This is a genomic window from Duganella sp. CY15W (genome assembly GCF_009857555.1).
Classification (GTDB): Bacteria; Pseudomonadota; Gammaproteobacteria; order Burkholderiales; family Burkholderiaceae_D; genus Rugamonas; species Rugamonas sacchari.
On the sequence record NZ_WWCQ01000001.1, the window covers coordinates 179,605 to 192,649 of the forward strand.

The following is a 13,045-nucleotide window of genomic DNA, read 5'->3' on the forward strand; positions in this document are numbered from 1 at the left end:
GACTAGCCGCGCAACATGGCGCGGTACTCTTTTTTGATTAATGCGGCGGAATCGCATGACCTTATGAGCCAGGCTAATGAATGCGATATTGCAGTAAAGTAAGTTACTACATTACTGAAATTTTAGCTGCTTAATGGTTACGGCTGACTTAAGAATTGTTTCTGTAATGTATCGTTGTGTATCTGCTGGAATGTAATCTGTTTGTAATCCGGGCGTCATCTTGTAGTCAGAGGGAGATTTCTATACTGGACTCGCTCTCAACCAACAAGGAACATACATGAAAAAGCTGATATTTGCTGGCGCCCTCTCGGCGCTGCTTTCCGGCGGCGCGACGGCGGCCGTCAACAACATCGTGCTGGTGCATGGCGCCTATGCCGATGGCTCGTGCTGGAACGATGTGATCGCGCGCTTGCAGAAGGCGGGCAAGCATGTGACCTCGGTGCAGAATCCCCTGACGTCGCTGGCCGACGATGCTGACGCAACCCGCCGTGCGCTGGCGCAGCAGGATGGTCCGGTGATTCTGGTCGGCCACTCGTGGGCGGGGACCGTCATCAGCGAAGCGGGCACGGATGCCAAGGTGGCGGCACTGGTGTATGTGGCCGCGCGCGCTCCGGATGCTGGCGAGGACTATGCGGCGTTGGCCGCGACCTTCCCGGCGGCTCCGGCGAGCAAGGGACTGATCAAGACGCCGGACGGCTTTGCGCAATTGAGCGAGGAGGCGTTTGTGCGCGACTTCGCGGGGGACCTGGAGCCGGCGCGCGCGCGTGTGCTGTATGCAGGGCAGGGACGGATTTCGCAGACGCTGTTCGCTTCGCGCACCACGGCGGCGGCGTGGAAGGTCAAGCCGACGTACTACGCGGTGTCGGCCAATGACCGTACCACCTCGCCGGAACTGGAACGCTTCCTGGCCAGGCGCATGGGCGCCAAGACCATCGAGCTGCAATCCAGCCACCTCTCGATGATCTCGCACGCCGACGAGATTGCGAACCTTATCCTGGACGCGGCCAAATAACCCCGCAACCTTAAGCGATACGCCAGCCTTACCACTTAAGGGTCTGACCCCGTACGGGGTCAGACCCTGTGTGGCGGTGCGGGTTCAGCGCACGCTAACCAGCACCGCCGCGCCGCCGGCCTCTTTCACCGTGATGGTGGAGGGGGTATCGCTGGCGGCGGTTGAACGCACCGGACCGATCATGGTGCCGTTGGCCATGCCCATGGCGTTGGTGCGGAAGCTGCCGATCGGCGCGGTCTGGTCGCTGATGTAGACGTCGTATTGCGCGTCCGGCTTCAGCTTGTACAGGAAGGCTTCGATGGCATCCGTCACGCCCAGGTTGCGCACGACGATAAAGCCTTTGCCAGCATCGCCGGTCGGCTTGAGCTGGATGTTGTGCGCGTCCTGATTCACGCGTGGCACCAGGTTGGCCCGGTCGTCGGCGCTGGCCGCGACGTTGGACAGGTAGATCAGCGCTTGCGGCGCCTGTCCACCACCCATGGTAGCGATGATCTGGTTGGTGGCAGTGTCGATGACCTGCACGCCATCGCCGTTTTCCAGTCCGACGTAGACGCGGGTATTGTCGTCCGAGGTCCAGGCGCCATGCGGCAGCGCGCCAGTGGCAATGGTCGCCAGCAGCCTGGCTTCCTTGCCGGTGCTGTAGACCTTGACCGCGTTCTCGCCACCCACCGTGACATAGGCGCGCACCTCGCCGCCCACTTTGGCAAACGCCAGGTGGTTGGTGATAAAGCCGGTGTCGATCACGCCCGTGACTTCCAGCGTCGTGGTGCTGATGCGCGTGACCTTGCCGACGTCCTTGTGTGTCATCCAGATTTCGCTGTAGTCCGGCGTAAACTGCAGGAACGGCGAGAACGGGCTGGCCACGCTGATGCGCTTGATGACGGCATGCGACGCCACATCGATGATATCCACTGTCGGCGTAAAGCTGGATACCACGAACGCCAGCTTGCCATCTGGATGGAACTGCACCATGCCCGGTCCCAGGTCGGTCTGGATACGGCGCGTCTCCTTGAATGTGACGGGATCGATGACGGAGATGTAGTCTTCGCCGCGCACCACCACCCATACCTCCTTGCCATTAGCGGTGAAGAAGCCTTCATGCGGCGAGCGGCCGACATAGGTTTTGCCTTTGACCTTGTTGGTGGCGGTGTCGATGAAGGTCACCGAATTGGAGCCGTTGGCAATCGCGATCAGGGTTTTGTGATCGGGCGAAAAGCCCAGGCCATGGACATTGATCTCGCCGCGGTACAACGGCGACAGCACGTCTGGCCGCGCGTTGCCCAGTTTGATCTGGCCAAGCAGCGTATTGCTGGCGGGGTTGAACACCGAGATGGTGTTGGTATTCTGGTCGGCGGTGTAGACGCGGTCCAGCGGCGAAGGCGCTGCGGCGGCGCAGGTACAGCATAGCGCGGCAGCTGCGGCAAGTGCAAGTTGCTTCATTGGGTAGTCTCCTTGTGACGTTGCAGCCAGGCCTGCATGACGTTGATCTCGTTCTGCTGCTCGGCGATGATGCCGAGCGCCAGATTGCGGATTTCCGGGTCCTGGGTGTGTAGCAGCACGGCTTTGGCCATATCGACGGCGCCCTGGTGATGCGGCATCATCATGGTAACGAAGTCGTGCTCCGCCACGCCGTTCATTGGCGCCTGCTGCATGCCGGCGTCCATCACGGCCATGGCGTCGTCCATCAGCGCGCTGAACGGCTTGGCGCTGCTGGCAACGAAGGCGGCGGGCGGCGCTACCTCGGCGGCGCCGCTGCCGTGATGGTGGTGCTCCTGCGCTTGCGCTCCGGCCGCCACCAGCGGCAGGAGGACTGCGATGATTGCGGCGCGCACGGGATCAGCCGCGGTACAAGGGGTTGCTGCCGACGTACACCGTCACCATGCCAGCCGGGATGGCGTCGGGCGCGATTTTCGACAGGTCGAACGCTTCTTCGCTGTGCAGCGTGTCAAAATGCCAGGTGACGCTTTTGCCGTTGATGTCGAAGGTGACGGTGTCGCCGTTGTTTACGTTGACCCATTTGGTGGAAGGATTGATAGTGATGCGCTGATCCGCATTGGCAGCGGCGGTGCGCATGCCGAATTCCGGATGCGGGTTGACGGCAGCGTGGGCGGCGCCAGCGCTGGCGGCGATGGCAGCGGCGATCAAGGTGGTGCGCAGTGCGTTGAACATGGTGCTTCCTTTCGTGGTTGAGTGAAGATGGAGGCCAGTCTAAGGAGCGGGCGCTGACAGGAAGATGACGTCCAAATGACAGATTTGTAATCCCTGCGGCCCTGTAAAAGGCCGACAATGAGGGCATCATGAAGATACTGATTGTTGAAGACGAGCCGAAGGCGGGCGACTATCTGGTCAAGGGCCTGCACGAATCCGGCTATGTGGCGGACCTGGCGCGCAATGGCGTCGATGGCCTGGCGCTGGCGCTCGAGCATGACTATGAACTGATCGTGCTGGACGTGATGCTGCCGCAGATGGACGGCTGGACGGTGCTCGGCAAGCTGCGCGAGCGGAAGGAAACGCCGGTGCTGTTCCTCACCGCGCGCGATGATGTGGTGGACCGCGTCAAGGGCCTGGAACTGGGCGCGGACGATTACCTGGTCAAGCCGTTCGCGTTTGCCGAACTGCTGGCCCGCATCAAGACGCTGATGCGGCGCGGGCCGGTGCGCGAAGCGGAAGTGATACGCGTGGCCGATCTGGAAATCGATGTGCTGCGCCGCCGTGTGATGCGCGGCGGCCAGCGCATCGAGCTCACGGCCAAGGAATTCGCCCTGCTGCACCTGCTGGCCAAGCGCCAGGGCGAGGTGCTGTCGCGCACGCAGATCGCCTCCATGGTGTGGGACATGAACTTTGATTCCGACACCAATGTGGTCGATGTGGCGATCCGCCGCCTGCGCGCCAAGGTGGACGATCCGTTCCCGCGCAAACTGGTGCAGACGGTGCGCGGCATGGGCTATCTGCTGGAGGAGCGTGCCTGATGCGCCGGCCGATGTCGTTGACGCTGCGCGTGGCCATGCTGCTGTCAGCGGTGGTGGTGACCAGCTTTGTGGCGGTGGGCGCGTATCTGTACCTGACCTTGCAGCAGCAGATGGCCAACCGCGACGACGCGGAGCTCATTGCCAAGGCCGGGCAGTTGCGCCGCATCGTCGCCGGCCTGCCATCGGCGGACGCCATCGCGCGGGATGGCAAGCCGCTTACCGATACGCTGTTTGGCCACCATGACTTCATGCTCAGGGTGAATGCCGCCGATGGCCGCCAACTGCTGCAAACCTCGGTGACTTCGCGTCCGCTGCCGCAGGTGGACAGCGTGCCGGCCCAGCGCGTGCTGACGCTGGCGGATATCCATGACTGGCAGCCCGCCACGGGCATCGGCCGCATGGTGCGCGCGGCGGGCGTGGCGGGCGCCGATCCGGTACAGATTACGCTGGCGCGCGAGCGCTCCGACCGGCTCAAGCTGCTCAGCACTTATTCCATCGATCTGCTGGTGGCGCTGTGCGGAGGCGCGCTGCTGGCCACGCTGCTGGGTTATGTGGCGGTGCGACACAGCATGCGGCGGCTGCGTTCCGTGGTCGCCAAGGCCAACGACATCAGCACCAGCCGCATGAACACGCGGCTGTCGGTCAAGGACGCGCCGGTCGAACTGCGCGAACTGGGCGAGGCCTATAACGCCATGCTGAACCGGCTCGAGGATGGCGTGCAGCGCCTGTCCGGCTTTGCCGCCGACCTGGCGCATGATATGCGTACGCCGGTCAACACGCTGATGCTGGAAACGCAGGTGGCGCTGTCGCGCCCGCGCACGCCGGAAGAGTACCAGCAACTGCTGGCGTCCAATCTGGAAGAGTACGAACGGCTGGCGCGCATGATCGAGAACACGCTGTTCCTCGCGCGCGTCGATAACGCCCAGCTGGCGCTGCAGCGCGAAACGCTGGACCTGCAGGTGGAGCTGCGGCGCATCCACGACTATTTTGAGATCCTCGCGGACGATGTGGGTGTGCGCCTGAGCGTCGATGCCGCGCCGCTGCGGGCGGAGGTCGATCCGGTGCTGCTGCGCCGCGCCGTGAACAACCTGGTGTCGAACGCCATCCGCTACACGCCGGCCGGCGGCACGGTGACGCTGGCGGCGCGCGCTGTCGCGGATGGCGTCGCGCTGACGGTGAGCAATTCCGGCCCCGGCATCGCACCCGAACATCTGCCCCATGTATTCGACCGCTATTACCGCGCTGACCAGGCGCGTTCCGACCAGTCCCATTCCGCCGGCCTCGGCCTGTCCATCGTGCGCGCCATCATGGAATTGCATGGTGGAAAGATTTCGTTGGACAGCCAGCCGGGCGAGTGCACAGTATTTACGCTGTTCTTCAAAAAAAACTAAAAAAGCGTGTCGAATTCTGCGATGCTGCTTCGTCGTAGGGATAGAAGCACCGATCGACTCAACCAAGGAGACTGACATGAATGCGAAAGTAAATCCTATTCCTCAGGGTATGTACACCATCACGCCGCACCTGGCGTGCGAAGGCGCGGCCAACGCGATTGAATTCTATAAAAAGGCGTTCAACGCCGTGGAAATCATGCGGATGCCCGGCCCCAACGGCAAGCTGATGCACGCTGCGCTCAAAATCGGCGATTCCACCGTCATGCTGGCGGATGACTTTCCGGAGTACGAAGGCGGCAAGGGGCCGAAGGCGCTGGGCGGCAGCCCGGTCACGCTGCATATGTACGTGGCCGATACCGACGCCGCGTTCCAGCAGGCGGTGCAGGCCGGCGCCACGGTGCGGATGCCGCCCACGGACATGTTCTGGGGCGACCGCTACAGCCAGGTGACTGACCCGTTCGGCCACCACTGGGCGATTGCCACCCACATCAAGGACATGACGCCGGAAGAAATGGCGGCTGCGATGAAACAGCAAATGCCACCGTGCTAAGAAAGGGACAGCCATGCGTTTCATGATTATTGTGAAGGCGACCGCGGATTCGGAAGCCGGCAAGCTGCCCAGTACCGAGCTGTTGACGGCCATGGGCAAGTTCAACGAGGAGCTGGTCAATGCCGGCGTGCTGCTGGCGGGCGAGGGCCTGCATCCGAGCGCGAAAGGCGCGCGCATCCACTACGACGGCAAGACCCGCACCGTCACCGATGGACCGTTCACCGAAGTCAAGGAGCTGATTGCGGGCTTCTGGCTGATTCAGGTGAAGTCGAAGGAAGAGGCGATTGAATGGATGAAGCGTTGTCCGAATCCGTTCGATGGACCGTCCGACATTGAAATCCGCCAGGTGTTTGAGATGAGCGATTTCGGTGAGGCCGTGACGCCGGAACTGGCAGCGCAGGAAGAAGCTTTACGCGCCCGCCTGTGATACCTTATACCTGAGTCTAGTCAGGAGTTTGCAATGGAATTCATGGTATTGCGCCGTGCAAATCAGAGCACGGAACGAGGGATACAGCCGCCGGCGCTGGAGCCAGGCACGTTTCTGCGCCCCAGTGCGGAAGCCGTGCGGCTGTTGCGCCGCGATGGCGAGTGGAGCGAGGTTCACGGCCCATTCCCGCCGAGGGAGCTGGTGGCCGGCTTCGTGCAGCTGGAAGCGGAATCGCGCGAAGATATTGTGGAGCAGGTGCGCTGGTGGCCCCTGTTCGACAGCGGCGCAGTCTATGAAATCCGCGATGCGGGCTGCCCCGGCGCCTGCCTCGGCTTTGATGAACGGGGCACGGCGGCCGGCACCATCCCGGACCGCAAGCAGGAGTTGACGCGCTACGTGGTGTTCCTGCGTTCGGATGCGGAGCTGGAGTCTGATCTGGCGCCGCCGCCCGAAGTCATCGATGTGATGAACGCGGCCAATGAGGCGGGCGTGCAGCAGGGCGTGCTGCTGGCGGGCGAGGGCCTGATGGGCAGCAGCTCCGCGGTGCGGGTCCACTATGCCAACTCGAAAACCTCGGTGGTTGATGGCCCGTTCACGGAAATCAAGGAACTCATCGCGGGCTACTGGATGCTGCAGGCGGCTTCGCGCGAGGCGGCGATTGCCTGGGCCAAGGCCTATCCCTATCCGATGCCGGGCGACCTGATCCTGGAAATCCGTGAAGCCTGCGAGCGCAAGTCGCATGCGGAGTTCACGCCGGAGATGGTGGCGGCGGAAGAACGCCTGCGCGCCGAATTGCTGGAGGCCGGCCTGCGCAACGCTTTCAGCAAAGCAGCCCGTGGCGGCTGACGTTCATAAAATCATCGAGGCGGTGTGGCGCATGGAGTCGGCCAAGATCATCGCCGTGCTGGCGCGCATGCTGCGCGATGTCGGGCCGGCCGAAGAACTGGCGCAAGATGCGCTGGTGCAGGCGCTGGAGCGCTGGCCGGATACCGGCGTGCCCGACCAGCCGGCCGCCTGGCTCATGGCGGTGGCCAAAAACCGTGCGCTGGACCTGCTGCGCCATCGCCAGATGCATCTGGAAAAAGAATCACAGATCAGTTACGAGATCGACCTGCAATTGCAGGCCGCCGCACCGGACCTGGAGGTGGCGGTGGAAAACGCGCTGGACAACGATATTGGCGACGATCTGCTGCGGCTGGTGTTTGTAGCCTGCCATCCGGTGCTGCCCACCGATGGCCGCGTGGCGCTGACCTTGCGCTTGCTGGGCGGCCTCAGCACCGACGAAATCGCGCGCGCCTTCCTGGTGCCGGAAAAGACGGTGGCGCAGCGCATCGTGCGTGCCAAGCGCACCCTGTCCGAGGCCAAGGTGCCGTTTGAGGCGCCGCGCGCGCACGAGCTGGGCGAGCGCCTGGCCTCGGTGCTGCAAGTACTCTACCTGATTTACAACGAAGGCTATTCCGCCAGCGCCGGCGCCGACTGGATGCGTCCGGCGCTGTGCGAAGAGGCGCTGCGGCTGGGGCGCATCCTGGCCGAGCTGACGCCGGACGAACCGGAGGTGCACGGCCTGGTGGCGCTGATGGAAATTCAGTCCTCGCGCGCCCGCGCCCGCGTCGGCCCGAAAGGCGAGCCGATACTGCTGATGGAACAGGACCGCACGCGCTGGGACCAGCTGCTGATACGGCGCGGCCTGGCGGCGCTGGCGCGTGCCGAACGCACCGGCCGGGGCCTGGGGCCATACGGTCTGCAAGCCGCGATCGCCGCCTGCCATGCGCGGGCGCGCCGTGGCGCCGATACCGACTGGCAGCGCATCGCCGCGCTGTATGACGCGCTGGCGCAGCTGTCGCCGTCGCCGATCGTCGAGTTGAACCGTGCCGTGGCGTTATCCATGGCGTATGGACCGCAGGCGGGACTGGAGGTAGTGGATGGCTTGATGGATGCGCCCGCATTGAAGAGCTACCATCTGCTGCCCAGCGTGCGTGGCGACCTGCTGGCCAGGCTGGGGAGAACAGCGGAGGCGCGCCTCGAATTCGAGCGCGCCGCCGCACTGACACACAACGAACGCGAACGCCAGCTGCTGCTGGCGCGCGCAAAAAACGGGGTCAGTTCTTGAATTCATACACGGCCCCAGCTGTAGCAGCTACTACAGCTGGGGCCGTGTTGGATTGCAAGAACTGACCCCGGATGGTTACATCTTGGCGCGCAGACCGAGGTAGAACGTGCGGCCGTTCGAGTAGAACGCACGTGGCTGGTCGGTGTTTTCTGCGTACATCTTGATGGTGGTGTTGGTCAGGTTCAGGGCATCGAACGTGACGGTCAGCTGTTCGTTGATCTTGTAGTTCAACGATGCCGCCAGGTTGCCGGCGCCTTTCACGTGCTGGCTGGCACCACGGTCCACGCCGGCCTTGTAGGCCGAACGGTAGTTCCACGCCAGACGCGCGCTGAACTTGTCGTCTTCGTAGTAGCCGGTGACGTTGTAGGTGCTCTTCGACGAGTTGACCAGCTCGCTGCCGTCGGCCTGTTTGCCGTCAGCATAGGTGTAGTTGATCAGGCTGCCGAAGTTGCCGAACAGCGGCTGCTGGTAGCTCAGCTCCACGCCCTTGTTCTTGCCCGTGGTGTTGTACGGCTGGGTGATCTGGTACACGGCCTGCTTGCCCAGCTTGTTGTTGTAGTAGGTGCCGGTGAAGGTACCCAGTGCAACCACCGAGGTCAGGTCCATGTAGAACAGGCCCGCAGTCAGCGAGGATTTCGGCGCGAAGTACCATTCGGTGCTGATTTCCGCGTTGTTGGAACGGATCGGATCCAGCTGGGCGTTGCCGCCGTTGCCGCTCAGCGCGTCGTCGTTCAGCGATACTGAACCACCGAGCGCGCTGTAGTCAGGGCGCGAAATGGCGCGGGCAATCGCCGCGCGCACCACCAGGTCCTTGTTCACGTCGAACTTGACGTTGGCGCTAGGCAGCACGTCGTTGTAGGTACGTTCGAAGGTGGTCTGGCTGTATGGACCCCAGTCGGAACCGGTGATTGGCGTGACACCGCCCGACTGGTTGACGATCGAGGTCTGCTTGGTGCGGACGCCGCGCACACCGAAGTTGCCGCTCCAGCTGTCGCCGGTCAGGTTGGCCATGCCGTAGACGGCGCTGGTTTTCTCGTTGACCTTGAATTCGTCGGTCCAGTTGTGGCGACGTACATAGTCAAACAGGCGGTTGCCGGCGGCCGCACCCCACGCGCCCAGCGCTGCACCATCGTACTTGAAGTAGTTGGTGGACAGGTTGCCGCCCAGGTTGGAGGCGAAGTCGCTCGGGTACATCTCGCCGTTCCAGGCCGGGCCTGGGTTGCTGAAGCCCAGCGCGCCCGGACGGGTTTCAAACGGGTGCTCGGCACTGCGTTTGTGGTCGGTGAAACGGGCGCCGAATTTGACCGAATCCCAGATGCCTTCGCTGATGCGCAGGTCGCCGTCCAGCTGGACGTAGCGTTCCTTGTCCACCGATTGCGATTCGCCGCCGCCGGCCCAGGCGGTGCTGCCCGGCTTGTTGGTGACGCCGCCCGGGTAGGAGACGTCGGCGGGCGACAGGCCGTTAAGCTTGTAGGTCATGCCGCCGCTGACGTTGTTCTGATAGTAGACGTCGTCACGGTCCCAGCCCACGCCGTAGGTACGGCCGGCCTTGCCGGAGAAGGTCAGGTCCGAGGTGGCGCGCCATTTGAAGTTGAAGTCCAGGTACCAGGACTTGCCGCCCGCATCAGGACGGTAGATGTTGTCCACTTCGCCCGAGTTGGTGGCAAAGCTGGCCGAGGTCACGGTGCCGTTGCTGATGTTGTAGGCGGTCGGGATGGTGCCGTCGCGGTTGATCTGGTTGCCAGGCGCGGCCAGCCAGTTGGTGTTCTGGTGCGGTGCGCTCAGTTTGGAGTAGAAGCCGTTGAGGTCCAGCGTCAGTTCTTTGGACGGCTTGAATTCGACGTCGAAAGCGCCGCCTTCACGTTTTTTCTTTTGTTCGAACAGCGTGGCGCCGATGAAGGTCGGAATGCGCAGGCCGGCCAGCGCGGGAATCGCTTTGGCGGCCTTGCTGTCGGCGGCGATGGTCGAGTAGCCCAGGACTTCCTGGCCGTCACGGCGCACCGTGGTTTTTTCCGAGAACGCTTGCAGCAGCACGCCTGCGGTGTTGGTGTCGTTCTTCCAGCCGAGCAGGGCGGAGAACTGGGGTTCGGTCTTGCCGGCCAGGTCGTTGTAGGCGCCCTGGACCGAAGCTTCCAGCGTCAGCTGTTTTTTGAAGTCCAGCGGACGGCGGGTGATGACGTTGATGGCGCCGGAAACGCCGCCTTCCACCAGGTCGGCGGTCTGCGATTTCTGCACCACGATGGAGCCCACCAGTTCCGACGGCAGCAGGGAGAAGCTGCTGGAACGGCCGACGCTGCCGCCAACCTGGTTCAGCACGAACCAGTCGCCGGTCGAAATCGCGTGACCGTTGAACAGGGTTTGCTGCAGCGATGGGCTGGTGCCGCGCAGGCTGACGCGGTCGTTTTCGCCAAAGCCGCCTTCACCACCGGCCGACGATTGAATGTTCACGCCCGGCAGACGCTGGATGGCGTCGGCGACGTTTTTGTCAGGCATCTTGCCGATGTCTTCGGCGGTCACCACTTCGACCACGGCATCGGCATTGCGTTTTTGCTTCAGCGACTGCTCCAGCGCGGCGCGGACGCCGGAGACGGTCACGATCGCAGCGGTGTCAACAGGCTGCGTATCCTGTTGCGCGAAGGCTGGGCTGGCGGCCAGGACGATCATCATGCCGACTGCGGCAGCAATCGGTGTCAGGCCGGTGGGCTTGTTACTTCCGTACTGTTCAGACATTTATTTCAATCTCCATATTCACTTCTTGTCATGAATCCCTCGCGAGACTCCCCTTGTAAACCTCGTCGTAGAACCAATTTGAGGCCAATATACGGTAAAACTTCATACCAAACTACTACCAGTTTATAGAAAATTTTGCAGTTGTGGTGTTTTATGAACAAAAAATAGCCTAATATTCACCAATACAGTGCAATTAATTATAAATTACTCAATACAACTAGGGATATTCGGTACTGAATTGGTACTAATATGAGGGAATTATGCTGACGTTGGCAAATATCATGAAAGTAGTGGGGGAGAGCGGCAGCTTGCCCCTGTATCAGCAATTGCAGCGGACGCTGCGGGAGGCAATCGCCCAGCGCCTGCTGCAGCCGGACGATGCCTTGCCGCCCGAGCGCAAGCTGGCGGCAGATCTGAGCGTGTCGCGGCTGACGGTGCGCAAGGCGCTCGATGGCCTGGTGGCGGAAGGGCTGCTGGTGCGGCGTCCCGGTTCCGGCAATTTCATCAACCACACCCGCATCGAGCAGAATTTTTCCCGGCTGAGCTCGTTTTCCGAGGACATGCACGCGCGCGGCCGGCGCCCGCACAGCGAATGGCTGCACCGCAGCGCGGGCACGGCAACACCGGATGAGGCGCTGCGTTTGCGCCTGAGTCCGGGCGAAACCGTGTACCGCTTCAACCGCGTGCGCTTTGCCGATGAGCGGCCGATGTGCCTGGAATATGCGACCGTGGCCGGCCATTGCCTGCCGTCGCTGGAGGCAGTCGATAAATCCATGTATGAAGCCTTGCAGCGCAGCGGCAACCGGCCGGTGCGGGCCTTGCAGCGGCTGTCGGCGCTGCTGCTGAACGCGGAGCAGGCGCGCTTGCTGGATGCGAAGGAGGGCGATGCGGGGCTGGCCGTCGAACGGCTGGGCTTTCTGTCCGACGGCCGGGTGGTGGAGTTTTGCCGCTCCTACTTCCGCGGCGATGCCTACGATTTCGTGGCCGAGCTGAGCGCGGTTTAGGCCAGCGTGGCTTCCAGCAGTTTGACCAGCGACTCGATGCCGTCGGCGTCGGTCTGGTCAAAACGGTTGGGCAGCGGGCTGTCGAGGTCGAACACGCCGGCGATGGCGCCGTCCGGGCCGCGTACCGGCACCACGAGTTCGGAGCGTGAGTTGACGTCGCACGCGATGTGGCCCGGGAACGCATGCACGTCGGGCACGACGATGGATTTGCCTTCCACTACGGTGGTGCCGCACACGCCGCGGCCTTTCTTGATGCGGATGCAGGCTGGCTTGCCCTGGAACGGCCCCAGCACCAGCTCATCGCCCTTGAGGAAGTAGAAGCCGGCCCAGTTCAGGCCGGGCATGCTGTTGAAAACCAGCGCGCTGAAGTTGGCGGTATTGGCGATCAGGTCGGTTTCGCCATGCAGCAGACCTTGCAGTTGCGGGCGCAGGTCGTTGTACATGGCGTTTTTGGCATCGGCGCTGTCGGTGCCGTAGGTGGTGTCGCTGAGAGTGAAAGTCATGATCTGGTCAGGGATTAAAAAAGCAGGGCTATATCCTACCCCATTTGTAGGCAGTATCCGATAGCGCAAGCGGGAGCCAGCGATTATCCTGTTTGGCAGCGCATGCCATCTACGTGCCATCCACAGGGAGCAGCCATGTCTTCCAAAAAGAAAAAAGCCAAACCGCCCGAGCCCCGGCCCGAGCTTCCCCCGCCACGTATCGATCTCGATGCCTTGCTCATGATCGGCGACGAACGCATCATCATTGATCGCGAAGAAAACGATAACGTCGGCTTTATGGCGGAGCTGATCGATAGCATGTGACCGACATCGGTGCGCTGACTGACAGACGGCAGCGCGTGCGGACGCA

14 protein-coding genes are annotated in these 13,045 nt (G+C 62.6%); 9 read left to right on the forward strand and 5 right to left on the reverse strand.

Translation table 11 applies throughout. The features are described 5' to 3' along the window. Positions 1-277: 277 nt before the first annotated feature. A complete protein-coding gene (locus GTP58_RS00870) occupies positions 278-1,012 on the forward strand; it encodes an alpha/beta fold hydrolase (protein WP_161075913.1) in 735 nt (244 codons plus the stop codon). 84 nt (positions 1,013-1,096) lie between these two features. Here the strand turns inward: GTP58_RS00870 and GTP58_RS00875 are convergent, their stop codons facing one another. Genes GTP58_RS00875 through GTP58_RS00885 form a run of 3 tightly spaced genes read right to left on the reverse strand, consistent with a single transcriptional unit; the run spans position 1,097 to position 3,181 of the window. Further along, positions 1,097-2,452 carry a YncE family protein gene (locus GTP58_RS00875; protein ID WP_161075914.1) on the reverse strand — a complete coding sequence of 452 codons (1,356 nt, stop codon included), beginning with the start codon at positions 2,450-2,452 and terminating at the stop codon, positions 1,097-1,099. Further along, entirely contained in the window at positions 2,449-2,844 is a 396-nt protein-coding gene (locus GTP58_RS00880; protein ID WP_161075915.1) for a DUF305 domain-containing protein, read from the reverse strand. The genes GTP58_RS00875 and GTP58_RS00880 overlap by 4 nt, the downstream gene beginning before the upstream one ends. A 4-nt stretch (positions 2,845-2,848) precedes the next feature. Further along, the gene (locus tag GTP58_RS00885; RefSeq protein WP_161075916.1) at positions 2,849-3,181 is read right to left on the reverse strand and encodes a CzcE family metal-binding protein; all 333 of its coding nucleotides are present in this window, start codon (positions 3,179-3,181) and stop codon (positions 2,849-2,851) included. A gap of 128 nt (positions 3,182-3,309) precedes the next feature. Here GTP58_RS00885 and GTP58_RS00890 point away from each other — a divergent pair, with 128 nt between their 5' ends. The 6 genes from GTP58_RS00890 (at position 3,310) to GTP58_RS00915 (ending at position 8,459) form a co-directional block, all read left to right on the forward strand. Then, complete coding sequence (locus GTP58_RS00890) at positions 3,310-3,981, forward strand: heavy metal response regulator transcription factor (RefSeq protein ID WP_072781123.1); 672 nt, start codon at positions 3,310-3,312, stop codon at positions 3,979-3,981. After that, positions 3,981-5,372: a heavy metal sensor histidine kinase gene (locus tag GTP58_RS00895; RefSeq protein ID WP_161075917.1), complete on the forward strand. Its 1,392-nt coding sequence runs from the start codon at positions 3,981-3,983 to the stop codon at positions 5,370-5,372. The genes GTP58_RS00890 and GTP58_RS00895 overlap by 1 nt, the downstream gene beginning before the upstream one ends. Positions 5,373-5,448: 76 nt before the next feature. Then, positions 5,449-5,922 carry a VOC family protein gene (locus tag GTP58_RS00900; RefSeq protein WP_072781120.1) on the forward strand — a complete coding sequence of 158 codons (474 nt, stop codon included), beginning with the start codon at positions 5,449-5,451 and terminating at the stop codon, positions 5,920-5,922. A 13-nt stretch (positions 5,923-5,935) separates the two neighbouring features. Beyond that, on the forward strand, positions 5,936-6,349 hold the full coding sequence (locus GTP58_RS00905; RefSeq protein ID WP_072781118.1) for a YciI family protein: 414 nt from the start codon (positions 5,936-5,938) through the stop codon (positions 6,347-6,349). 33 nt (positions 6,350-6,382) lie between these two features. Beyond that, a complete protein-coding gene (locus GTP58_RS00910) occupies positions 6,383-7,195 on the forward strand; it encodes a YciI family protein (protein WP_161075918.1) in 813 nt (270 codons plus the stop codon). 31 nt (positions 7,196-7,226) lie between these two features. Further along, positions 7,227-8,459 carry an RNA polymerase sigma factor gene (locus GTP58_RS00915; protein WP_161077221.1) on the forward strand — a complete coding sequence of 411 codons (1,233 nt, stop codon included), beginning with the start codon at positions 7,227-7,229 and terminating at the stop codon, positions 8,457-8,459. 75 nt (positions 8,460-8,534) lie between these two features. On the opposite strand, the gene GTP58_RS00920 is transcribed toward GTP58_RS00915, so the two are convergent. After that, a complete protein-coding gene (locus GTP58_RS00920) occupies positions 8,535-11,189 on the reverse strand; it encodes a TonB-dependent receptor (protein WP_161075919.1) in 2,655 nt (884 codons plus the stop codon). A 260-nt stretch (positions 11,190-11,449) separates the two neighbouring features. Here GTP58_RS00920 and GTP58_RS00925 point away from each other — a divergent pair, with 260 nt between their 5' ends. Then, positions 11,450-12,193 (forward strand): GntR family transcriptional regulator, encoded by a 744-nt coding sequence (locus GTP58_RS00925; protein WP_161075920.1) that lies wholly within the window; start codon positions 11,450-11,452, stop codon positions 12,191-12,193. Here GTP58_RS00925 and GTP58_RS00930 read toward each other — a convergent pair. Further along, the gene (locus tag GTP58_RS00930; protein WP_161075921.1) at positions 12,190-12,696 is read right to left on the reverse strand and encodes a GAF domain-containing protein; all 507 of its coding nucleotides are present in this window, start codon (positions 12,694-12,696) and stop codon (positions 12,190-12,192) included. The two genes, GTP58_RS00925 and GTP58_RS00930, sit on opposite strands and share 4 nt — an antisense overlap. A gap of 135 nt (positions 12,697-12,831) precedes the next feature. Between GTP58_RS00930 and GTP58_RS00935 the strand changes: the two genes are divergently transcribed. Next, positions 12,832-12,999, forward strand: coding sequence for a hypothetical protein (locus GTP58_RS00935; protein ID WP_161075922.1), 168 nt, complete (start codon positions 12,832-12,834; stop codon positions 12,997-12,999). Positions 13,000-13,045 lie beyond the last annotated feature (46 nt).

Bases quoted from the DNA above. Each gene is read 5' to 3' on its own strand.
- GTP58_RS00895 (WP_161075917.1), top strand. From the start codon at position 3,981: ATGCGCCGGCCGATGTCGTTGACGCTGCGCGTGGCCATGCTGCTGTCA.
- GTP58_RS00925 (WP_161075920.1), top strand. From the start codon at position 11,450: ATGCTGACGTTGGCAAATATCATGAAAGTAGTGGGGGAGAGCGGCAGC.
- GTP58_RS00875 (WP_161075914.1), bottom strand. From the start codon at position 2,452: ATGAAGCAACTTGCACTTGCCGCAGCTGCCGCGCTATGCTGTACCTGC.
- GTP58_RS00910 (WP_161075918.1), top strand. From the start codon at position 6,383: ATGGAATTCATGGTATTGCGCCGTGCAAATCAGAGCACGGAACGAGGG.
- GTP58_RS00915 (WP_161077221.1), top strand. From the start codon at position 7,227: ATGGAGTCGGCCAAGATCATCGCCGTGCTGGCGCGCATGCTGCGCGAT.
- GTP58_RS00870 (WP_161075913.1), top strand. From the start codon at position 278: ATGAAAAAGCTGATATTTGCTGGCGCCCTCTCGGCGCTGCTTTCCGGC.
- GTP58_RS00920 (WP_161075919.1), bottom strand. From the start codon at position 11,189: ATGTCTGAACAGTACGGAAGTAACAAGCCCACCGGCCTGACACCGATT.
- GTP58_RS00935 (WP_161075922.1), top strand. From the start codon at position 12,832: ATGTCTTCCAAAAAGAAAAAAGCCAAACCGCCCGAGCCCCGGCCCGAG.
- GTP58_RS00890 (WP_072781123.1), top strand. From the start codon at position 3,310: ATGAAGATACTGATTGTTGAAGACGAGCCGAAGGCGGGCGACTATCTG.
- GTP58_RS00885 (WP_161075916.1), bottom strand. From the start codon at position 3,181: ATGTTCAACGCACTGCGCACCACCTTGATCGCCGCTGCCATCGCCGCC.
- GTP58_RS00930 (WP_161075921.1), bottom strand. From the start codon at position 12,696: ATGACTTTCACTCTCAGCGACACCACCTACGGCACCGACAGCGCCGAT.
- GTP58_RS00905 (WP_072781118.1), top strand. From the start codon at position 5,936: ATGCGTTTCATGATTATTGTGAAGGCGACCGCGGATTCGGAAGCCGGC.
- GTP58_RS00900 (WP_072781120.1), top strand. From the start codon at position 5,449: ATGAATGCGAAAGTAAATCCTATTCCTCAGGGTATGTACACCATCACG.